This is a genomic window from Yinghuangia soli (assembly GCF_021502675.1).
Lineage (GTDB): Bacteria > Actinomycetota > Actinomycetes > Streptomycetales > Streptomycetaceae > Yinghuangia > Yinghuangia soli.
Genome location: NZ_JAKFHA010000007.1, coordinates 1 through 20,929 on the forward strand (window position 1 = coordinate 1; position 20,929 = coordinate 20,929).

A 20,929-nucleotide genomic window follows, 5' to 3' on the forward strand; every position below is an offset into this window, starting at 1 on the left:
GCCAGGGGCCGTATCTGGCAGGCACGTCGCGCCATGCGGCACCCGCGCGGATCTTCCACACGATCCCGTTCAGCACCCTGCGGTCGTCCAGCCGCGGCCGCCCCTTCGGCGGCCGCGGCAACCACGGCTCCATCAACGCCCACTCTTCGTCGCTCAGTTCATAACGCCGGATCACAAACCACATGATCCCGCGTCAGCGATTTGAAGACAGGACCTAGACCGAACCGGCGGTTCCGATGCCGTGACACGGTCGCCGCGCTGCTTGAGCGGTGTCACCAGTACGCCGTGGCATCGTGGCGCCATGACCATCGAAGTCCGCCCGGCTACCGCCTTCGGCGACGTCCGTACCCTGGTCGGTCCGAAGTCGCCTGAGTCCAACGTCTGCTGGTGCCTGAGCTACCGGATCCCGAGCAAGCTCAACAACGAGCTTCGCGGACCGGACCGCGGCGCCTACGTGGCCGAGTTGTGCCGTGCGGATCCCCCGCCGGGAGTCATCGCGTACGACGGCGACGAGCCGGTCGGCTGGGCCGCCGTGGCGCCGCGCTCGGACACCTCGTTCGCGCGCAACCGCAAGATCCCGCATGTCGACGACCTGCCGGTCTGGTCGCTGTGGTGCATCCGCGTACGCCCGGGTCACCGCAAGAAGGGGATCTCGCACGCGCTGATCGCCGGTGCCGTCGAGTTCGCCCGCGAGCAGGGCGCACCGGCGATCGAGGCGTACCCGCTCGACAGCGGTGACGCCAGGGTCGACATGACGATGGCGTACGCCGGTATCCGGAAGAACTTCGAGCGGGCCGGATTCTCGTATGCCGCCGACACCACTTCGGTGCTGGCCGGTCATCCTCGCGTCCTGATGCGGCTCGACCTCACACCTCCGCGGCGGGCTCCCAAGTGAAGCCGTCCAGGTCGGTGAAGGCGTCGCCGGTGCTGCCCAGCACCACGCGGTGCGAGCCGGAGCCGTCATTCGGGACACCCAGGTCCTTGGCCAGGCCGCGCCGCTTGTACAGCGCGAACTTGACCACGCTGGACGGGTCCGCGGTGAACTCCGCGTACTTCCCGCCGAAGCTCTTGTGCACCGACATGCCCCGCTCCACATAGAACGCCCGCGTGGCCTTCACGTCCTCGACGCCGATCAGCAGCACGATCTCGTCGACCACACCCGTCGCCGGACCCGAGTCCTTCTTCTGCGACGTCGCGATCTTCCAGATGGCCCCGTCCGGCGCCTGCACCACACCGCCGTACCCCCACAGCGACTTCGCCGCCGCCTTCACCACCACAGCCCCCGCACCCACCGCCGCCGCGATGAACGCATCCACGTTCGCCGGCCCGGTCACCGTCAAGCCCAGCGTGAACCCGCGGAACCCCTCCGACACGGCCTGCGACTCCCGCAGACGCACATGAGCGTCCACACCGAACGCGGCATAGAAACGGCGAGCCGCCTCGAGATCGGCCACCTCGAGAGTGACGGAAGCAAGGGACTTGGTGGCTGCGGTGAGCGTCGTGTTCGTCATGACCACAACGCTAAAAGCGACCCCATGCCCCACGCTTCTCGATTCCTGACCGGTCCCGAGGCCCGCCGGATCCGCCCCTGCGCGAGGCCCTACGCGGGGCTCTGCGCAGGGCCCGACGACGCGTCCGCCGGCAGCCGCTCCGGCAGCCCGAGCTGCGCGAACCGGCTGTCGTCGAACACCACGATCTCGGTGATCAGCCCATCGCTGACCCGCAGGACGTCGATGGTCATCGGCAGGAACGCACCCTCCTGCTCCTGCCACACGTAGAAAGCGACCGCAGGCTGCCGGTTCAGGGACAGGGGCAGGCCGCGCAGCATGCCCTTCATGTTCTCGAAGCCGTGCTCCACCCAGTCGCCCACCACCGTGTCGCGGCCGATCTGGATGCCGGGCGTGGGCGGCATCGCGAAGCGGATGTCGTCGCGCAGCATCGCGGCGAGCACGGGGACGTCCGCGGCCACGCTGGCCTCCGTGTAGCGGCGCACCAGGTCGCGCGTCCCGGCGTCCTGCTCGCCGCCCGTCCAGTCCTGCCGCTCGGCGGGCAGGTGCTCCCGCATCCCCGCGCGGGCCCGCTGGAGCGCACTGTTCACCGAGTTGACGGAGTCCCCCAGCAGCTCCGCGACGTCCTTCGCACGCCAGCCGAGCACGTCCCGCAGGATCAGCACCGCCCGCGGCCGCGGCGCGAGGTGCTGGACGGCGACCAGGTACGCCAGCTCGATCGTCTCCCGCGCGACGGCCGCGGTCTCCGGGTCGTCCGCACCGCCCGCGGGCAGCTCGTCGAGGAGCCGGTCCGGATACGGCTGCAGCCAGAGCACCTCGCCCCCGGCGGCCGGCGCCGGGCGGGACTTGGCGAGCATGTCCAGGCAGGCGTTGGTGGCGATCCGGTACAGCCAGGCCCGGAACGTCGACCGCCCTTCGAAGGTCTCCCGGCGCCGCCAGGCCCGCAGGAAGGTCTCCTGCACGGTGTCCTCGGCGTCCTCGAACGACCCGAGCATCCGGTAGCAGTGCACGTGCAGCTCGCGCCGATACTTCTCGGTCAGCCTGGAGAACTCCGCCTCTTCGACCTCCGCCAGTCCGCTCACACCCAGAGTCTCCAGCAGCTGCTTGTCCGCACCCATCACGTCGTCCTTCCGCATCGCCGTGTCGTCCCGTCGCAGGTATGACAGGCCCGGCTGCCAAAACTCATCACCGGAGTCGAAAGCCCCGGCCGCCTGCCGGGCGGTCGGACCGGGCTGGCACACTCACCGGTTGGTCCCCACCACCGAACGGAGCCCTGATGAGCCGCGACACGCTTGCCCTGGTCACCCAGGCCGGGGAGGCCTGGGACGAGCAGGACTGGCCGCGCGCCGCGGAGCTCTACGAGGAGCTGCTGACTGCGGAACCGCACCACGAGCGCTCGGAGCAGTGGGCCTTCGACGCCGCACTCGCCCACAAGTTCCTGCGGGACTGGCCGAAGGCGTACGCGCTGGGCAAAGAGGCCGCCGCCCGCGCCGAACCGGGTACCGGCGATCCCGCGTTCTGGAACCTGGGCATCGCCGCGACCGCGCTCGGCGTCTGGGACGTCGCCCGGGAATCGTGGCAGGCCTACGGCATCGACCTGAAGCCCGGCGTCGGCGAGATCACGGAGGACTTCGGCCTGACCTGCGTACGCCTGGCGACGCCCGACGGCCGCGAGATCGTCTGGGCCAAGCGGATCTGCCCCGCGCGCGCGATCGTGGTCAATGTGCCGCTGTCCTCGGCACACCGTTTCGGCGACATCGTCCTCCACGACGGGGTGCCCAACGGCGAGCGGGTCGTCGAGGGCAATGCCTTCCCGGTCTTCGACGAGCTGATGGTCTGGCGAACCTCCGGGTTGCCGACCTGGACCGTCGACGTCACCGCCCCCACCGCCGACGACTTCGCGGCTCTGGAGATGTCCTTCGCCGGCCGGAACCTCGGCGTCGAGGCGGCCAGTGCGGTGCGCACGCTGTGCGCCTGCTGCGATGAGGGCAGCGTCGAGCAGGTCATCGGCAGCGGCCACGGCGTGGGGGTCCAGGTCCGGATCGCCGCGCCCGAAGCGGACGCGGCGCTGCTGCTGGCCTCCTGGCAGCGCGAATCCGAAGGCCGGTCCTGGGAGAATCTGGCCCCGGTCACCGCCGCCGGCTGACGCCCGGCCATCTCCTCAGGCGAACGCCGCCGCCTGCTTGCGGAACATGCGGGCGTAGCTCCCGGGGCGGCCGATCAGGTCGTCGTGGGAGCCGACGTCCTCGATGCCGCCCGCGTTCAGGACCACGATCAGGTCGGCCATCCGCACCGACGAGAAGCGGTGCGAGACGAGGAGCACGATGCCGCCGTTCTCGCGCACTCGGGCGGCGGCTCCGACATAGCGCTCGTACAAAGCATGTTCGGCGATCGGGTCGAGGGCCGCGGTGGGCTCGTCGAGTACGAGGAGCAGCGGCTGGGGATGCATCATCGCGCGGGCCACGGCGACCTTCTGCCATTGGCCGCCGGAGAGTTCCTCGCCTTCCCGGTATGTCCGGCCCAGCGGCGTGGCCAGGCCGTCCGGCCAGCGGGCGAGGAGGTGTTCGGCGTCCGCGCGGGCCAGTGCCTCGCCGACCTCGGCCGCGTCGTCCATGACTGCCGGACGACCGGCGCCCACGCTGTGCTGCGCGGTCGCCTCCAGGCGCAGGAAGCCCTGGAAGGTGCCGGACAGCCGGGCCCGCCACGCGGCGATGCCGAGGTCGGCCAGGTCGGTACCGTCCACCTCGATGCGGCCCGCGTCCGGCCGGTGGAATCCGCACAGCAGCTTGACCAGCGTGGTCTTGCCGGCGCCGTTGACCCCGACGATCGCGACAGTACGCCCGGCGGGGAGGTGCAGGTCCACACCGTCCAAGGTGGGCTGCGGCGCACCCGGGTAGGTGAAGTGCACGCCGGACAGCCGGATGCCGTCGCGCAGGACGTCCGGCGGCTCGGCGGTGCCCGCGTACTGGGCCTTCGCGGCTTCGGCGCGGTCGGCGAGCCATGCGTACCGGTCGGCCATCCGCAGGCCCGCACCGACCTGGCGGGTGGTCGCGGCCATCGCCGAGACGTTGCCGCGCAGTTGGATGAGGACTTGGGCGGCCATCAGGATGTCGCCGGCGGACGCCCGCCCGGCGCGGGCCTCGGCCACGACCAGGAGCAGGCCGCCGGTGTAGCCGCCGACCAGGAGGACCCAGCCTGCGGCGCCGACGGCCGCGGCCCGGACCGCGCCGCGCAATTTGAGTGCGGCCGCGTCGCGCCACGCCTCGTCGGAACGCCGGTCCAGGGCGTCCGCACAGTCGAAGATGCGCATCTCCATCGCGGCGGTCGGGTGGGTGAACAGGCCGTGCAAGTGGTCGGCGGTACGGACGCGTTCGGCGGACGTGACGGCGGCATCCTCGATGTGCGACTGGGCCTTCCCGGCCAGCAGCACGGCCGGGACCGCGAGCAGCGGCACGATCATGAGCAGCGGGTGCACCCAGCCCAGCAGGGCCACCGCGATGAGGATGCGGAACGCCAGCGAAGCCAGGTCGGCGATCGAGAACGCGGCCCGCACGAGCGGCCCTCCGCCGGTGCGCAGCAGCGCGATCTGGTCGGCGTACTCGGGGCGTTCGAGGTGGTCGGTACCGGGCATCTCGTTGGTGAGGCGGACCGTGTCGGTGTTGATCCGGGCGCCGACGGTTGCGGCGAGCGCGTCGTGGGCGTCGTTGTAGACGCGCCCGCAGGCGGCGTTCACGCCGAACGCGAAGGCCGCGATGCCCGCGGCGGTGAGCGCGTAGCCCCACGAGCCGTCCGCGGCGCCGTCCACCATGCCCTTGACCGCCAGGCTGATGGCCGCCCCGGCCAGGGTGACCAGCACGATCATCAGCACTGCGGTACGCATCCGGCCGGGGCGGCCGCCGCGCAGCACGGCGGCGCGCAGGATCGCGAGGCGGCGGCGCAGCGGGACCTGCGGGACGGGGTCTCCGTCCGGGATGAGCTGGTGTTTGTCGACCATCAGCGGCCCGCCTCCTCGGAATCGGCCTGCGCACAACCGCCGGCTGCGGAACCGTCGGCTGCGGCTGCGGCATCGGCGTCGACGTCCGTCTCGGCTTGCCGGAAGCGCTCGGCCTGGAGTTCGTGCAAGGTGCGGTACATCCCGCCGAGTTCCATGAGGGCGGCGTGGCTGCCGTCCTCGGCGACCTTGCCGTCCGCGACGACGACGATCCGGGCCGCTCTGCGGACCGTGGAAAACCGGTGCGAGACCACGATGTTGGTGAGGTCGTGCGCGGTGTCCATGAGCCGGTCGAACAGCTCGGTCTCGGCCGTGACGTCGAGTGCGGCGGTCGGTTCGTCGAGGACGAGGACGCCCGCGCCTTCGTCGGCCGCGTACAGCGCCCTGGCCAGGGCGATGCGCTGCCACTGGCCGCCGGACAGGTCGCCGCCGCCCTTGTAGGCGGGCGAGAGCACACTGTCCCAGCCACGCGGCAGGGCCTCGATGCGCTCCAGGATGCCGACCGCCCCCGCGGCTTCGCGCAGCGCCGCCTCGTCCGGAGCGCCGCGGCCGAGCGCGGCCAGGCCGATGTTGTCGCGCGCGCTCAGCTCGAGCCGGGCGAAGTCCTGGAAGACCACGGCGATGCGGTCGCGCCAGTGCGCCGGGGGCACGGTGCCGATGTCGGCACCGTCGATCAGGATCCGTCCCCGGGTAGGGGTGAAGAACCCGCACAGCAGCTTGAGCAGGGTGGTCTTGCCGACGCCGTTCTCGCCCACGATGGCGACCGAGTCCCCGGCTGGGATGTGCAGGTCGAGGCCGCGCAGCACGTCGCGTTCGGTGCCCGGGTAGCGGAACCACACGTCCTCGAACGTGATGGACGCCCCGACCCTGCCGAGATCCTTGCGCCGCACGACCGCAGCGGGCGCATAAAAAGCAGCCGAGACGGGCGGAGCGGCCAAAGCCCCCGGAACGGTCGGACCACCCGGACCACCCGGACCATCCTGACCAGCCGGACCAGCCCCATCGTCCAGCAGCCCGTCGACCGTGCGCAGCGCCGCGAGCTGCCGCAGTGCCGCCGCGATGTAGATGGCCTCGAAGCCCATCACGCCCATCGAGGACAGGCCCAGGACGCCGCCGATCGTGGTGGCGAGCCGGGCCGGGGTCAGGTCGCCGTCCAGGGCCGAGGCGGTGACGAGGCCGAAGGCGAGCCCGGCGCTTCCCGCGGACAGCCCGAAGACCGCCCAGTGCATGCCCTTTCCGCGGTTCATGACCCGCTGCATGACGTCCGCGCGCGCGTCCGCATGCCGGCCGAACTCGGCGGTGGCCCACGGCCCGAAGCCGAAGATGCGGGACTCCTGGGCGCCCGCGGTGCCGCCCGCGACCTGCTCCCAGTAGTCGGCGCCGCGCCCTGCCCGGTGCATCTGCGGGAGTTCGCGGACGATCGTGCTGTACTGCTTCACCAGGATCCGGCGCTGCACGAGCATGCAGCCCAGCACCGCCGCCGCGACCCACGGCGAGTACAGCGCGACCAGCCCCGCGGACGCAGCTGCGCCGGCGAACCTGGCGAGCAGCCACAACTGCCCCTGGGCGCCCGTACCGATGTTGATCGAGGCGGTGTCCACCGCGGGGAGCCCGGCGGCTTCGCGCATCGCCTGGTCCTCGACGTGCGCGATGCCGGCCGGTGAGGACAGGGCCCGGCGGACGCGCTTGCGGACCTCGCCGTTGACGCGCAGCGCGGTCCAGTCGCGGAAGGCCTGGACCAGGTCGGGGGCCAGCAGGTCGAGGAAGAGGACGACCGCGACCAGCAGCAGCGGGGCGGTCAGTGTGCCGAGGCCGGCGCCGTCCCGGGCCACCACCACCGCGCGGGCGACCAGCCAGCCCAGCGAACCGGCGGTGAGGGCGGGCAGCAGCGTGACCAGAAGCATCGCGGCCGCCAGTCCCGCGACGACGCGCGGGCCCAGCGGCCGCAGAAGAGAGAGCAGGGCAAGCCGATCGCGCACGTGTCCCCCGTCGCGTTGACGCCGATCATGGCACCGGCAAGTTGGCAGGTTTCCATGGGCGTTGCAAGGGAGTCACGGTCCGGCAACCGGTTACTTGACCAGTCTTTTGATCATCCGGGGATTGGCCGGTCAGTCCTCCGGAGCCATCAGGATGTACTCCAACTTGCCGACCGAGTGCACGAATTCGGCGGGCGTGAAGACCGCCCCGTCGTACACGAAAGCCGGTTCTATCGCGGTCTCGACGGTGCCGTCCGCGGTGGTGTCGGCGACCACCACTGCCCACCCGATGACCGGGCAGATGGCGGACTCCGCGCCGGGCCTGATCAACTCGAGATCCCAGCCCGGCTCGGCCGGGGTGAGGCTGACGACGCTGCGGCGGGTGTAGCGCATGGCGGGGGCTCCTCGGGCTGCATGGTGCGCGAGCGGTGGCACTGTACGGCGACGCGGGACGCAGGGGAATACGTGGGGACGGGTGCCGGACAGTGCGGCCGGGCGGGAAGTCGGCGTCGGCACAGCCTATGGGGCTCAAGTGACAGGCGGGATGGCACGGGGCTGCCGAGACGGGCCCTTGCCGCATCCTTGCGCCGGTAGCGGGCACGATGGAGGGCAGGTGCGGAGCCGGGCATCCGGAATGCGCGGCATCTCCGCATCGTTCCCATGCATGTCGGCTGCCACCGGTCGACACGGACGCAGGACGGAGAGGCACATGGCCACGGTCGAACTGACCAAGGAGAACTTCGACGAGGTCGTCTCGGGCGACGGCCTGACCGTCATCGACTTCTGGGCGGCCTGGTGCGGTCCGTGCCGGCAGTTCGCACCCACCTTCGAGCGGGTCTCCGAGACCGAGCCGGAGGTGGTGTTCGCCAAGGTGGACACCGAGGCGCAGCCCGAGCTGGCGGCCGCGTTCTCGATCAGCTCGATCCCGACGATCATGCTGGTCCGGGACAACGTGATGGTCTACGCGCAGCCGGGCGCGCTGCCCGAGTCGGCGCTGGTGGACCTCATCGCGCAGGCCAAGGGCCTGGACATGGAAGAGGTGAAGGCCAAGGTCGCGGCCGCACAGGCCGGCACCCAGGCGCCTTCGGTGAACGGCAGCGGGCCCGACGAGGCCTGACCGCACGCCGCCCGGCACCCCGCCCGGCAGACCGGCTGCGCGACGCCTTTGCGCTTCGCCCGCAAGAGAGTTCTACTGGAAGCACCGGGAGAAGCCCGCAAGAGAAAGACGCGGAGTAGCGGTCCTCCGTTGGCCGTGCACCGCGCAATCCGGGTCCGCGAGAAGTGGGCGGGGCTTCTCCCGCTCAGACGCACCGACGGCCCGCCCCCTGCAGGGGGCGGGCCGTCGGCATGTGCGGCACGTGCAGAAGGCGCCGAAGGTGCGGCGCCCTGCAGTTTTCGTGCCCTGCGCGGGTCCTGACGGGCCGTCCGGCCGGTGATGCCATCAATAAATAGGGCGTAACGGACAAAACGGGTCTACGTTGGGAGCAACGGAGGTCTGCCGGACGTGTCCGGCCGTACTTGGGAGGACGCCATGGCAAGGAAATCGAGCGGATTCAACGCCTGGTCGGGTTGGGTGGCGTTCGCGGCGTTCACGCTGCTGACGCTCGGCATCCTCAACCTCATGATGGGCATCACCGCCCTGGTCCGGGACGGCTACTTCCTGACCGCGTCCGGTGACCTGCTGGTGTGGGACTACACCACGTGGGGCGCCATCATGATCTGCTTCGCCGCGCTTCAACTGGCGGTCGGCATGGGTCTGTTGACCGGCGCGTCGTGGGCCCGCTGGACCGCCGTGGCGCTGGCGATCCTGAACATCATCGGGCAGGTCGGCTTCCTGGACGCACACCCGGTGTGGTCGATCATCGTGGTCGCGCTGGACGTCGTGGTGCTCTACGCGCTGACCGCGCGCTGGGACGATGCGCAAGGCATCGACGAGCCGATCCAGCGGTCCGACGCGGCCGAGTGGGAGGCCGCGGAGAGCAGCGGGCGGCATGCCGCGGGCAGCTCGTCGATGCGCACCGAGGACGGCGGCACGCACCAGATGGGTGCCTCGTAGCCTCGTAGCCCCCAAAGCCCCGTAGTACCGATCCGCAGAACCACCAGGCGGCCCCGCCCCTGCGCCGAACGGCGCGGGGGCGGGGCCGTCAGCCGTTGGGCCGGGTGATGTAGTGCGGCTGCACGACTCCCACCGGGAGGAGCGTGTCGGCGGCCTCCAGGGGGTGCCGGGCGCCGAAGACGGTCCGCTCCACGACGGTGACCAGCGCGCTGCGGGCGATGTTGAGCACGCGGGCCTCCTGGGTGGTCACCGCGCGCGGGATCAGGTCCTCGTTGACCCGGATCGCAGGCAGCCCGATCGCGGCGAACCGGGCCAGCACGCCCTGGCCGGCGAAGGGGCCCTGCTCGGGGAAGGCGATCGGGGTGCCGGCCGTGAGGTAGAGCGGCTCCCAGCTGGTCACCAGCGCATACGTGCGGCCGCCCGCGGTGCATTCGTACGTGGTGCGCATGACGTCCGCACCGATGTCCACGGCCAGCCGCTGCGCGATGTGCCGGTCCGCGACCATGGTCGTGGTCTGGTGCGTGTAGGCGGTCTCGCGCAGGTCCTCGAAGACCGGGGCGACGGTGCCGCCGCCCGGCTGCATGACGCGCGTGACCGCGCGGCGGGTCAGGCCGGTGACGTACGTGCCCGACCCCAGGCGGCCCTCGACGATCCCCTCGACGGCCAGCTCGCGCAGCGCGACCTGCACGATCCCGACGCTGTAGCCGGTCTCCCGGGCCAGGTCCTTGTGCGACGGCAGGGCCGCGCCGGGCTTCCACTCCCCCGCCAGGATCCGCTGCCGGATCTCGTCCGCGAGCTGCCGATATTGCGCAAGACCGGCCGATGCCATGTGCGTTCCCCCTGTCGCCGCGCTGCTCCGACGGCCGGTCAGGGTACCCACGGGCCGAGGCCCCCACAAGAGCGGCCGGCGCCGTCCGACAATCGCACTAGTTGAACATTCAACAGGAAAGAGCTACTGTCGTTCTTGTCAGGTTGAACCTTCAACCAAATCTCACGGACAAGGAACCGTCATGGGCCTCTTCTCCCGCTCCCGCAAGCCGTCCGACGCCGTCTCGAACGGTGCCGTCGCCGTGGCCGACGCCCCGCAGGCCGACCTGTCGCACCTCACCGGCGACTACGTGATCGACACCACGCACAGCGCCATCGGCTTCTCGGTCCGCCACGCGATGGTCACCAACGTGCGCGGTGCGTTCACCGAGTACGAGGGCCTCCTGCGCCTGGATGGCGCCGACCCGGCGGCCTCGTCCGCGGCCATCACCATCAAGGTGGCGAGCATCGACACCAACCAGGAGCAGCGCGACGAGCACCTGCGCAACAGCGACTTCTTCGCGGTCGAGGCGCACCCGGAGATCGTCTTCCGGAGCACCTCGGCGCAGCGCATCGGTGCGGACGACTACCGCATGACCGGCGACCTGACCATCAAGGGCACCACGCGCCCGGTCGTCCTCGACCTGGAGTACACCGGCACCGCCACCGACGCGTACGGCATCGACCGGGTCGGCTTCGAGGGCGGCACCACCATCGACCGCACCGACTGGGGCCTGTCCTACAACGCGGCGCTGGAGACCGGCGGCGTGCTCATCGGCGAGAAGGTCAAGCTCACCTTCGACATCTCGGCCGTCAAGAAGGCCTGAGGCATCCGGACGCGGCGTGCGCCCGGCCGCGTGCTCACGCGGCCGGGGCCGCATCCCGGACCAGGAAGCCGCCGACCGGCGACACCATCAGCGCGACGTCCGGGTTGTGGCTGAGCTTGGCGATCTCGATGTGCTCGGCGTGCGGCAGCACCGCCGTCGCCGCCTTGGCCGCGATGCGCAGCAGCGCGTCGCTGCGGCCGCCGGACAGGACGAGCACCGGCACCTGTACACCCGCCCAGTCGGCGGGGTCGAGCGGCTCGGCGCGCATGTAGTCCCCCATGACCGCCCAGTCGTGCGCGGTCGAGGGGGCCAGCGCGGTGAGCTTGGACCACATCGGCGTGATCCGCATCAGGCCCACGAACGGGGCCGGGATGCCGATCGCCTTGGTCATGAAGTACCGCACGGTCCGACTGTGTTGCCCGGTCGCCACCAGGCGGTGGAGGTTCTCGCCGAGGTCCGCGGGCGGCACGTGCCGCGTGCGGTCCACGACGAAGGGCGGCTCGAAGGCCACCACGCGCGTGATGCCCGGGATCTGCCCGGAGCGCGCGGCCCGCAGGGCCAGGACCGCACCGGACGACCAGCCCACGAGTGCGGCCGTACCGCCCTCGGCGGCCACCACCGCGGCGAGGTCGGCGATCTCCTGCGCGGCGTCGTACCGGCCCGGCGTGTCACCGCTGCCGCCGCGGCCGCGGCGGTCGTAGTTCACCACGGCCACCCCGTGGTCCGCCGCCAACTGCTCGGCGAACTGCACCATCTTCGGGAACTTGCGGTGGCTGAACGCGCCGCCGACCAGCACGACGGTCCCGCGGCTGCGGCCGCCGGCCGGCACATGGCGGTCGTAGGCGATCACGGTGCCGTCCGCGGACGTGGCGACGGACTCGGTGACGGTCGGCTTGGCGGCGACATCGGCAGCAGTGCTCATGGGACTCGCTCCTCTTCGCGGATCTCGTCGCGGATCCCTCCGCGGATCGGGCCCGGCCGGGCGGCCGGACTCGGTGCTCGCGAATACGTCGCCTCGCCGATGCGACAGGGAATGCACCTGTTCCCTGCTGCTGTTGCGATCCCCCGATCGGACTCAGTCGGCGGCGTTCCCGGCGCCGGCGCCCGCGCGGAACCCGGCGAGCGTCACGCCGATGCCGTCCAGGACGTCCTGCAGGCCCTGCTCGAACAGCCGCTCCAATTCCTCCGGGTAGGGCCGGTGGTCGGCGAAGACCGCGGTGAGCCGCGGGTAGTCGGCCAGCCGCGAGTGCCACGGCTCGCGGACGAACTCCTCCGCGTACCACTGCTCCCCGGACGTGCCGGTGCGCCGCGTCAGTTCGACGTCGTTGACGTGGATCAGCGCCAGGCCCTGGGTGAACGCGATGACCAGGAACAGCAGCCGCAGTTGCTCGTCGGCGGTCAGCCCCAGCCCGTCGAACGCGGCGAACGCCCGCTCGCCGTCGGCCGCCGCGGCCTCGCTCCAGCGCATCCGCGACCCGACCATCGCGTACCGCAGGATCCACGGGTGCCGCCGGTACAGCCCCCAGTCGCGGCGCGCGGTGTACTCCAGCCCGGCCCGCCAGCCGCCGGGCGCCGGGTCCGGCTGCGGCTCCTCGCCGAGCGCGGCGGCGACCATCAGGTCGATCAGCTCCTCGCGGCCGCCGACGTGCCGGTACAGCGACATGGTCCCCGCGCCGAGGTGCGCGGCCAGCCGGCGCATGTGCAGGTTCTCCAGCCCGTCGGCATCCGCAAGGTCGATGGCCGCGGCCACGATGCGCTCGACGGACAGGTGGCTGCCCGGGGCTACGGCCCCGGGGGTTTCCGGGGCGAGCGCGAACTCGGCCTCGCCGCGCGCCGATCCGGCGCCGCCCACCTCCCTGCGGTCCGCCGCGGCCTCGCGCTGCCGGGCGCGGTACGCCTTCGCCTGGCAGGCGCGCGAGCAGTAGTCGCGCGGCCGGCCCCGGCCCGGCGCGCTCTCCACGGGCGCCTCACACCACACGCACCGGTCCATCGCTGCCTCCGCCGCCCGTATTTTCGTCACACATCGTGCGTGTCGAAATAATACTCGGGAAGCCTATCCAGTTGCTGCTCCTCTTTGGTAAGGGCTGTTCAAATATCCGTTGAGTAATCGTCACGGCCATGCATATCGTGTACGCGCTATTGCGTACGACGTACCCACGCACTCAAGGGGACTCCATGGCCACGCCAGACCTGACCACCGGCGCGCCCGCGCGGGCCGGCACCAAGGAATGGATCGGGCTGGCCGTGCTGGTCCTGCCCGGCATGCTCGTGTCGATGGACATGTCGGTGCTGTTCATGGCCCTGCCGTTCCTGAGCGCCGACCTCGAACCGAGCAGCTCCGAACTGCTGTGGATCATGGACGCGTACGGCTTCCTGCTGGCCGGCCTGCTCATCACCATGGGCACCCTCGGCGACCGCATCGGCCGCCGCAGGCTGCTGCTGACCGGAGCGGTCGGCTTCGGCGTCGCGTCCGTGCTGGCCGCGTACGCCAGTTCCTCGGAAGGCCTGATCGCGGCCCGCGCGCTGCTCGGCATCGCGGGCGCCACGCTCGCCCCCTCGACGCTGTCCCTGATCCGCAACATGTTCCACGACCCGGCCCAGCGCACCACCGCGATCGGCATATGGACCGCGGGCTTCGCGGGCGGCGGCATCCTCGGCCCGGTCCTCGGCGGCGTCCTGCTCGAACACTTCTGGTGGGGCTCGGTCTTCCTGATCAACGTGCCCGTCATGGTGCTGCTGCTGGTCCTCGGGCCGATGCTCCTGCCGGAGTTCCGCGACCCGCAGCCCGGCCGCTTCGACGTGCCCGGCGCCGCGCTGTCGCTGGTCTCGGTCATCGGCATCGTCTACGGCGTCAAGAAGATCGCCGAGAACGGCTTCTCCGCGAGCTACCTCGGGATCAGCCTGGCCGGCCTCGCGGTCGGCGCGGTCTTCCTGCGCCGCCAGCAGGTGATCGACCACCCGATGCTGGACGTCGGGCTGTTCCGGTCCCGCCGCTTCAGCGTCTCGCTGGCCACCAACTGGCTGCTGATGCTCGGCCTGGTCGGATTCGGGCTCTTCTCCTCGCAGTTCCTGCAGATCATGCTCGGCATGGGCCCGCTGGAGTCGGCGATGTGGTCGCTGCCCACCTTCTTCGTGATGCCGGTCGGCATCGCGATCGGCACCGCGCTGGCGCCGCGTATCGGCAAGCCCAACGTCGTCGTGCTGGGCCTGGCCATCGCGGTCGTCGGCTACATCGTGCTGGCCCGGATCGACGCCGACTCGTCGGCCTGGGATCTGCTGATCCCCAACGTCATCACCGCGCTGGGCATGGGCGCGGTCTTCGCCCTGGTCACCGACATGATCCTGGCCGCGGCCCCGCCGGAGCGGGCCGGCTCGGCCTCCGCGATGTCGGAGACCGCGGCGGAGTTCGGCGGCGCGCTGGGCATCGCCGTCCTCGGCAGCATCGGCACCGCCATCTACCGCGGCCAGGTGCAGGACCACGCCCCGCAGGGCCTGTCCGGCGGGCAGTTGGACGCCGCCCAGGACACGCTCGGCGGCGCGGTCGAGACCGCCGCGACCCTGTCGCCGGAGACCGGACGGCAGCTGCTGGACGTCGCATTCGAGGCGTTCGCCCGCGAGATGCGCGTGATCGCCCTGGTCGGGGCAGGCCTCATGGCCTTCACCGCGATCATGGTCAAGATCGCCCTTCGCAACGACCGCGGCGACGAGGTCGCGGCGGAGGGGCCGCGCGCGGACGAGAAGGCGGCGGTCGCGGCGGACTCCGCACCTGAGGCGGCCGCCGCGCACTGAGCCGGCTGCAGTGCACAGGTGCACCGATCGGGCTGCGGTCCAAGGTGCCGACGGGCCCCGCGCAACGCCACGGAGGAGTGGCCGCGCGGGGCCTGGGCAACCTGCCGAGGACAGCCGGACGCATCGGCGGCGCGCCCTCGCGGGCCCCAGCCGCCCGCGAGGAGGTGCCGTACGTGCCTGCGACGCCCGACGGGCGGACGATCCCGCCCTTTGCCGCCGACGAACGCACCATGCTGGAAGCCTGGCTGGACTTCCACCGCGAGACCCTGCTGGCCAAGTGCGCGGGGCTGGACGACGAACAGCTGCGCACCGCCTCCGCGAAGCCGTCGCCGCTGACGCTGCTCGGCCTGGTCCAGCACATGAGCGAGGTCGAACGCAACTGGTTCCAGAGGGTGTTCGCCGGACGGAACGTGCCGCACGTCTACCCGGATGCCGACGGCGCAGGGTTCATCGTCGTACCGCAGCGCGGTCTCGCCGAGGCCGCGGAGACGTGGCGCGCCGAGATCGCGCTGGGCCGCGAACTGGCCGAGGGGGCCGACCTGGACGCCACCCGGCCGGCCCGCGGCACCGACGGCGCATCCGGGCGGCGGCCCGCAGAGGAACAGGTGTTCACGCTGCGCTGGATCCTGGTGCACCTCATCGAGGAGTACGCGCGCCACAACGGGCATGCGGACCTGCTGCGCGAGCGCCTGGACGGCACCTCGGGGGTGTGATCCCGCCCGGCTCGCCGCAGGCGGGCGGCCCTTGCCGGGCGCCGCGGACAACGGACCTCGGCGGGCGCTGCGGACGGGCGGGCGTCACCAGGCGACGGCGTCGTCCCACTGGTCGAGGAGGTCGTCGACCGAGTCGCCGGGGACGGGCGGCAGGGCGTCGTGCAGGGACAGTTCGGCCCAGATGACCTTTCCGCGCACGTTGTAGCGGGTGCCCCAGCGCTCGGCGAACTGCGCCACCAAGAACAGCCCGCGGCCGCCCTCGTCGGTGGTGGCCGCGCGGCGCAGGTGCGGCGATGTGCTGCTGCCGTCCGACACTTCGCAGGTCAGCATGCGGTCGAACAGCAGCCGCACCTGGATGGGCTGGGTGCCGTAGCGGATCGCGTTCGTGATGAGCTCGCTCAGGATGAGCTCCGCGGTGAAGGTGAGCCCGGGCAGCCCCCACGCCTCCAACTGGCGCGTGCACGCGGCGCGGAGCGGAGCGACCGCCTCGGGGTCGGAGCGTACGTCCCAGACGGCCACCCGCTCGGGGGCGAGCCGGCGGGTACGCGCGACCAGCAGCGCGACGTCGTCGCTCGGGCGGGCCGGCAGGAGCGCCTCCAGCACCGCCGCACACATCCCGTCGGGCGTGCGCCCGGGGCCGCCGGCCGCCAGGACGCTGCGCAGTTGCTGCAGGCTGGTGTCCGGATCGCGCAGCCGGTCCTCGATCAGGCCGTCGGTGAACAGCACCAGCGAGGCGCCCTCCGGCAGGTCCAGCTCCGCGTTCTCCACCGGCAGCCGGCCGGCCAGGCCCAGCGGCGGCGCGACCGGGACGTCCGGGAACTCCACGGTGCCGTCCGGGAGGACCAGCGCGGGCCCGGGGTGGCCGGCCCGGGCCATCGCGACCCGGCCCGACACCGGGTCGTAGACCGCGCACAGGCAGGTCGCGCCGGTGATCTGCGAACCGTCGTCGCCGCCGTGTTCCAGGTCGATCATGGTCACCAACTCGTCCATGTGCCCGAGGACTTCCTCGGGCGGCAGGTCGAGTGCGGTGAAGTTCTGGGCGGCGGTCCGCAGCCGTCCCATGGTCGCCGCGGCGTGCAGGCCGTGGCCGACGACGTCGCCGACGATGAGCGCGACCCGGGCGCCGGGCAGCGGGATCACGTCGAACCAGTCGCCGCCCACGCCGGCCTGCGCGGGCAGGTAGCGGTACGCGACGTCCAGGGCGCTCTGCTCGGGCAGTTCGTGCGGCAGCAGGCTGCGCTGCAGGGTGACGGCCAAGGCGTGCTCGCGCGTGTAGCGGCGGGCGTTGTCGACGGACAGCGAGGCGCGGGCGGCGAGTTCCTCGGCGAAGGACAGATCCTCGCCGTCGAACGGCTCGGCGGTCTCGCGGCGCCAGAAGTTCGCCAGCCCGAGGACCACACCGCGCGCCCGCAGCGGCACGGTGACCAGCGAGTGGACGCCGGACGCCAGGATGCGGCGGGCCCGCTCCGGGTCGGCGGCCCAGCCGCCGCCCGCGGCCAGGTCGGCGTGCAACTCGGCGCGGCCGCCCGCCGCGGCGGCCGCGACGGGCACGTCCGGGTCCGCGCTGACCAGGCCGCCCACCGGGTGCAGCGGCACATCCTGGCCGACGCCGCGCGCGGCGGCGCGCACGATGTCCGCCCCGGCCGGCTCGCCGCCGCTCAGCACCGGGTCGAGCAGCTCGACGGTGGCCAGGTCGGCAAAGCGCGGCACGGCCACGTCGGCCAGCTCCTCCGCGGTGCGGGCCACGTCCAGCGTGGTGCCGATCCGGACGCCCGCGTCGTACAGCAGCTGGAGCCGCTCGCGGGCCACCTCGGCCCGTCCGGCGAGCGCACGCAGTTCGGTGGTGTCGCGCAGCGTCACCACGCTGCCCGCCGGGCCGCCGTGCGCGGCGGTCGACCGCTTGTTGACCGCGAGGAGGATGTCGCCGGCCCGGACCAGCTCGTCGGTCGCCGGCCGGTCGGCGGCCAGCAGCTCGGCCAGCCCGGCGTCCACCCCGAGGCCGCCGACCTGCCGCCCCTCCGCGTCCGCGGGCAGCCCGAGCAGCCGCCGCGCCTCGTCGTTGGCCAGCACCAGCCGCCCGTCCGCGCCGACGATCAGCACGCCTTCGCGGACCGCATGCAGCACCGCGTCGTGGTGCTCGTACATCCGGGTCATCTCGGCAGGGCCGAGGCCGCGGGTCTGGCGCTGCAGGCGGCGGCTGACCAGGGCGGTCCCGGCCGCGGTCAGCGCGAGGGCGGCGATGGCGCCGCCGATCACCACGGGCATCTGCCGGTCCACCGCACCGCCCACCCGCTCGGTGGTGATGCCGGCCGCGACCACGCCCAGGTAGGTCCCGTCCGGGGAGAACACCGGCACGGCCGTGGTCACCGCGCGGCCCGCCGACGTGGGGACGGTGGCGGTCTGGGTCTCGCCGCGCAGCAACGCCTGCTCGGTCGGCTCGGTCACCGGCAGCCCGATCCGGCGCGGGTCCGTGTGCGCGACGCGGATCCCCTCCCGGTCGATCACGATGACGAACGCGACCCCGGTGCCCTCCCGGATGTCCGCCACCGCGGGCTGCAGCGCCGCGGTCGGATCCGGCCCGGCCAGCGCCTCCGCGGTCCCCGGCGCGTGCGCGAGCGCCTCCGCGACGGCCAGCGAGCGGTGCCGGGCCTCGCGCAGGCTGTCCCGCTGCGCCTGCAGCACCAGGGCCACGCTCGCCGCCACCACCAGCAGCAGCACGACCGCCACCTGCAGCCAGAACACCTGCCCGGCCACACTGCGCAGACTCAGCAGCGCCCGGAGCCGCCCCGTGCGCCTCCCCTCGCGCGCTTCCGCCGGGGCATCGCCCGACCCCGGCCCCTCACCCGCCGCACCCGGCGCCGACGAGGGAACCGATTGGCCCTTACGCCCTGACATGTCCCATTTCTAGCACTTCCCCTCCCGCAAAGTGGGCCGCCCGCCCCGACCCCACCCGGACGGCACAGCCGGACACCCACCGGGACGCAAGTGACACCCCCGCACCACCGCTCCGCCCCAAGCCTTGCCCCGCCGGGAAGCCGCCGCCGACCTGCCCCGACCACCGCTCAGGCCGACCCGCGAGACCGCGCGTCCGCGCGGAGCTACAGGCATCGAGCCTGCCGACGGGCCCGATTCGCCGGCACAGCAGATGGCCCGCGGTCGGCGGCAGGTGACGGCGGGCTGCAACAAGCAGCGGCAGGCGGTCGGGCGGCGGCGGGTGGGCTGCGAAGAGCGGCAGGAGGCGGGTCGGCGGGGGTGGGCGACAGGGGTGGGTGGCGGCTGCGCGGTCAGCCCTCGGCGGGCGGCAACAAGCGACGGCAGGCGGGCGACGGCGGGTGGGTGGCGGTGGGTGGGTGGCGGGGCGGGTGAGCGGTCAGACCTAAGCGGGCGGCAGGCGGTAGGCGTAAGCGGTCGGCCCCGAGCGGGTGGTGGGTCACTGTTCGAGGTCGGCGAGTGCCTTGCGGCTTGCCGTGATGCGGTCGGGGTCCCAGCCGGGGCCTGGTACCGAGTCGATGAGGAGGCGGGTGTACGGGTGTTCCGGGGCGGCCAGGACCCGCGCGGTGGGGCCGGACTCGACGATGCGGCCGTGGCGCATCACCACGATGTCGTCGGTGATGTGCCGGACCACCGCCAGGTCGTGGCTCACGAAGAGGTAGCCGATGTCCTGGGTGGCCCGGATGGCGGCCAGCAGGTCCAGGATCTGGGCCTGGATGGACACGTCGAGCGCGGCGACCGCTTCGTCGAGGATGAGCACCTGCGGGCGGGCCGCCAGTGCGCGGGCGATGGCGACGCGCTGGCGCTGGCCGCCGGAGAGCCGCCGCGGCAGGGCCGCCGCCTCGCGGGTCCCCAGGCCGACCTGGTCGAGGAGTTCCTCGACGCGGGCCTCGCGCGCGGCCTTGCCGAGGCCGCCGTGCAGCCGCAGGACCTCGTCGATGCAGCCCCGTACCGTGATGCGCGGGTCCAGCGACAGGTAAGGGTCCTGGAACACCATCTGGATCTCGCGGGCCCGCGCCAGGCGTTCGGCGCGGTTGCGGGGCTTCCGGGTGCGGTCGCGACCGCCGAGGCGGATGCTGCCCGCGTCCGGCACCTCCAGGCCCACGACCATGCGGATCGTGGTGGTCTTGCCGGACCCGGACTCGCCGACGATGCCCAGCGAGCCGCCCGGCGGCAGCGTGAAGCCGACCCCGTCGACAGCCTTGTGGGCGCCGAACGCACGGCAGAGCCCGCGCACTTCGAGGCCGGGGCCGGCCGCGGTGCCGGGCGGGACGTCGGGCGAGGCGGCGGACGGGGCGTCGGTCAGCACGTGAGGATCCCTTCGTCGGCGCGCAGGCAGGCGACCGCCCCGCCGTCGTCCGCGGCCAAGCGCGGAGTCTCGGTACGGCAGCGGTCGGTGGCGTACCCGCACCGGACGGCGAACGCGCAGCCCGGCGGGTTCTCCGCCAGCGACACCGGGCGGCCCGGGATCGGCCGCGGCGGGGTCGCATCCGGTTCCAGGCTCGGCGCGGCGGCCAGCAGGCCCGCGGTGTACGGGTGCCGGGGCGCGTCGAACAGCTCGCGGGCGCCGCGGGTCTCCACCACGCGCCCGGCGTACATGACGTAGATGCGGTCGCAGATCGCCGCGGCCAGTTCGAGGTCGTGGGTGACGAACAGCATGCCGGTGCCGTGCTGCGCCTGGGTGCGGCGCAGGATGCCGATCACTTCGGCCTGCGTGGTGACGTCCAGCGCCGTGGTCGGCTCGTCGGCGAGCAGCAGTGCGGGGCCGCCGGCCAGCGCGGCCGCGATGACCACGCGCTGCAGCATGCCGCCGGAGAACTCGTGCGGATAGCGCCGCAGCGCACCGCGCGGGTCCCGGATGCCGACCTCGGCGAGGAGTTCCCCGGCCCGCTCCAGGGCGCGGTCCCTGGGGACGCCGGCGGCGCGCAGGCCCTCGGTGAGGAAATCGCCGATCCGGCGCACCGGGTTGACCGAGGCGCGCGGGTCCTGGAAGACCATCGCGACCTCGCCGGACCGCAGCGCCTTGAGCGCGCCGCGGTTCATGGCGAGCACGTCGCGGCCGGACACCCGGACCTCGCCGGAGGTCCGGGCGCCCGCGGGCCGCAGTCCGAGCACCGTGCGGCAGGCGACCGACTTGCCGGAGCCGGACTCGCCCACGAGGCCGACCACTTCGCCGGTCTCCACGGTGAGTGAGACGCCGTCCAGGATGGGCCGCGCCGCGGCGCCGGACGGGAGGACGACGCTGAGGCCGTCGATGTCGAGCAGGGCCAT

At 72.7% G+C, this 20,929-nt stretch carries 19 protein-coding genes; 7 read left to right on the forward strand and 12 right to left on the reverse strand.

All coding sequences use genetic code 11. From position 1 onward, the window contains the following. A partial coding sequence (locus LZ495_RS14660) for a transposase (protein ID WP_268822838.1) occupies positions 1-184 on the reverse strand: 184 nt, incomplete at its 3' end. Positions 185-301: 117 nt separating this feature from the next. On the opposite strand from LZ495_RS14660, the gene LZ495_RS14665 reads away from it, so the two are divergent. Continuing rightward, a complete protein-coding gene (locus tag LZ495_RS14665; protein WP_235052628.1) occupies positions 302-895 on the forward strand; it encodes a GNAT family N-acetyltransferase in 594 nt (197 codons plus the stop codon). Here the strand turns inward: LZ495_RS14665 and LZ495_RS14670 are convergent. Continuing rightward, positions 867-1,511 carry a VOC family protein gene (locus LZ495_RS14670; RefSeq protein WP_235052629.1) on the reverse strand — a complete coding sequence of 215 codons (645 nt, stop codon included), beginning with the start codon at positions 1,509-1,511 and terminating at the stop codon, positions 867-869. The genes LZ495_RS14665 and LZ495_RS14670 overlap by 29 nt on opposite strands. 89 nt (positions 1,512-1,600) lie before the next feature. Beyond that, on the reverse strand, positions 1,601-2,644 hold the full coding sequence (locus tag LZ495_RS14675; RefSeq protein ID WP_235052630.1) for an RNA polymerase subunit sigma-70: 1,044 nt from the start codon (positions 2,642-2,644) through the stop codon (positions 1,601-1,603). A gap of 140 nt (positions 2,645-2,784) precedes the next feature. Here LZ495_RS14675 and LZ495_RS14680 point away from each other — a divergent pair, with 140 nt between their 5' ends. Next, positions 2,785-3,654 (forward strand): tetratricopeptide repeat protein, encoded by an 870-nt coding sequence (locus tag LZ495_RS14680; protein WP_235052631.1) that lies wholly within the window; start codon positions 2,785-2,787, stop codon positions 3,652-3,654. Positions 3,655-3,669: 15 nt separating this feature from the next. On the opposite strand, the gene LZ495_RS14685 is transcribed toward LZ495_RS14680, so the two are convergent. The 3 genes from LZ495_RS14685 to LZ495_RS14695 form a co-directional block, all read right to left on the reverse strand. Then, complete coding sequence (locus LZ495_RS14685; protein ID WP_235052632.1) at positions 3,670-5,502, reverse strand: ABC transporter ATP-binding protein; 1,833 nt, start codon at positions 5,500-5,502, stop codon at positions 3,670-3,672. Next, the gene (locus tag LZ495_RS44845) at positions 5,502-7,478 is read right to left on the reverse strand and encodes an ABC transporter ATP-binding protein (RefSeq protein WP_235052633.1); all 1,977 of its coding nucleotides are present in this window, start codon (positions 7,476-7,478) and stop codon (positions 5,502-5,504) included. The genes LZ495_RS14685 and LZ495_RS44845 overlap by 1 nt, the downstream gene beginning before the upstream one ends. A 129-nt stretch (positions 7,479-7,607) precedes the next feature. Further along, on the reverse strand, positions 7,608-7,868 hold the full coding sequence (locus tag LZ495_RS14695) for a hypothetical protein (RefSeq protein WP_235052634.1): 261 nt from the start codon (positions 7,866-7,868) through the stop codon (positions 7,608-7,610). A 316-nt stretch (positions 7,869-8,184) separates the two neighbouring features. On the opposite strand from LZ495_RS14695, the gene trxA reads away from it, so the two are divergent. Next, entirely contained in the window at positions 8,185-8,592 is a 408-nt protein-coding gene (gene trxA / locus LZ495_RS14700; protein WP_235052635.1) for a thioredoxin, read from the forward strand. A gap of 414 nt (positions 8,593-9,006) precedes the next feature. Continuing rightward, positions 9,007-9,531 (forward strand): DUF7144 family membrane protein, encoded by a 525-nt coding sequence (locus LZ495_RS14705; RefSeq protein WP_235052636.1) that lies wholly within the window; start codon positions 9,007-9,009, stop codon positions 9,529-9,531. Positions 9,532-9,619: 88 nt separating this feature from the next. Here LZ495_RS14705 and LZ495_RS14710 read toward each other — a convergent pair whose 3' ends face one another. Beyond that, positions 9,620-10,360, reverse strand: coding sequence for a GntR family transcriptional regulator (locus LZ495_RS14710; RefSeq protein ID WP_235052637.1), 741 nt, complete (start codon positions 10,358-10,360; stop codon positions 9,620-9,622). A gap of 181 nt (positions 10,361-10,541) precedes the next feature. Between LZ495_RS14710 and LZ495_RS14715 the strand changes: the two genes are divergently transcribed. Further along, the gene (locus tag LZ495_RS14715) at positions 10,542-11,165 is read left to right on the forward strand and encodes a YceI family protein (protein ID WP_235052638.1); all 624 of its coding nucleotides are present in this window, start codon (positions 10,542-10,544) and stop codon (positions 11,163-11,165) included. A 34-nt stretch (positions 11,166-11,199) separates the two neighbouring features. Here LZ495_RS14715 and LZ495_RS14720 read toward each other — a convergent pair whose 3' ends face one another. Together LZ495_RS14720 and LZ495_RS14725 are read right to left on the reverse strand one after the other, a co-directional pair. After that, complete coding sequence (locus LZ495_RS14720) at positions 11,200-12,087, reverse strand: alpha/beta fold hydrolase (protein WP_235052639.1); 888 nt, start codon at positions 12,085-12,087, stop codon at positions 11,200-11,202. A gap of 153 nt (positions 12,088-12,240) precedes the next feature. Further along, positions 12,241-13,125, reverse strand: a complete 885-nt coding sequence (locus LZ495_RS14725) for a TetR/AcrR family transcriptional regulator C-terminal domain-containing protein (protein ID WP_235052640.1) — start codon at positions 13,123-13,125, stop codon at positions 12,241-12,243. A 215-nt stretch (positions 13,126-13,340) separates the two neighbouring features. Here LZ495_RS14725 and LZ495_RS14730 point away from each other — a divergent pair, with 215 nt between their 5' ends. Further along, the gene (locus tag LZ495_RS14730; protein ID WP_235052641.1) at positions 13,341-14,954 is read left to right on the forward strand and encodes an MFS transporter; all 1,614 of its coding nucleotides are present in this window, start codon (positions 13,341-13,343) and stop codon (positions 14,952-14,954) included. Positions 14,955-15,127: 173 nt separating this feature from the next. Further along, on the forward strand, positions 15,128-15,667 hold the full coding sequence (locus LZ495_RS14735; protein WP_235052642.1) for a DinB family protein: 540 nt from the start codon (positions 15,128-15,130) through the stop codon (positions 15,665-15,667). A gap of 84 nt (positions 15,668-15,751) precedes the next feature. Here the strand turns inward: LZ495_RS14735 and LZ495_RS14740 are convergent, their stop codons facing one another. From LZ495_RS14740 to LZ495_RS14750, 3 genes are all read right to left on the reverse strand, one after another. Continuing rightward, positions 15,752-18,562 (reverse strand): SpoIIE family protein phosphatase, encoded by a 2,811-nt coding sequence (locus LZ495_RS14740; protein ID WP_235052643.1) that lies wholly within the window; start codon positions 18,560-18,562, stop codon positions 15,752-15,754. A gap of 535 nt (positions 18,563-19,097) precedes the next feature. Beyond that, on the reverse strand, positions 19,098-19,964 hold the full coding sequence (locus tag LZ495_RS14745) for an ABC transporter ATP-binding protein (protein WP_268822857.1): 867 nt from the start codon (positions 19,962-19,964) through the stop codon (positions 19,098-19,100). Further along, positions 19,961-20,929 carry an ABC transporter ATP-binding protein gene (locus LZ495_RS14750; RefSeq protein WP_235052644.1) on the reverse strand — a complete coding sequence of 323 codons (969 nt, stop codon included), beginning with the start codon at positions 20,927-20,929 and terminating at the stop codon, positions 19,961-19,963. Before LZ495_RS14750 ends, LZ495_RS14745 begins: the two co-directional genes overlap by 4 nt.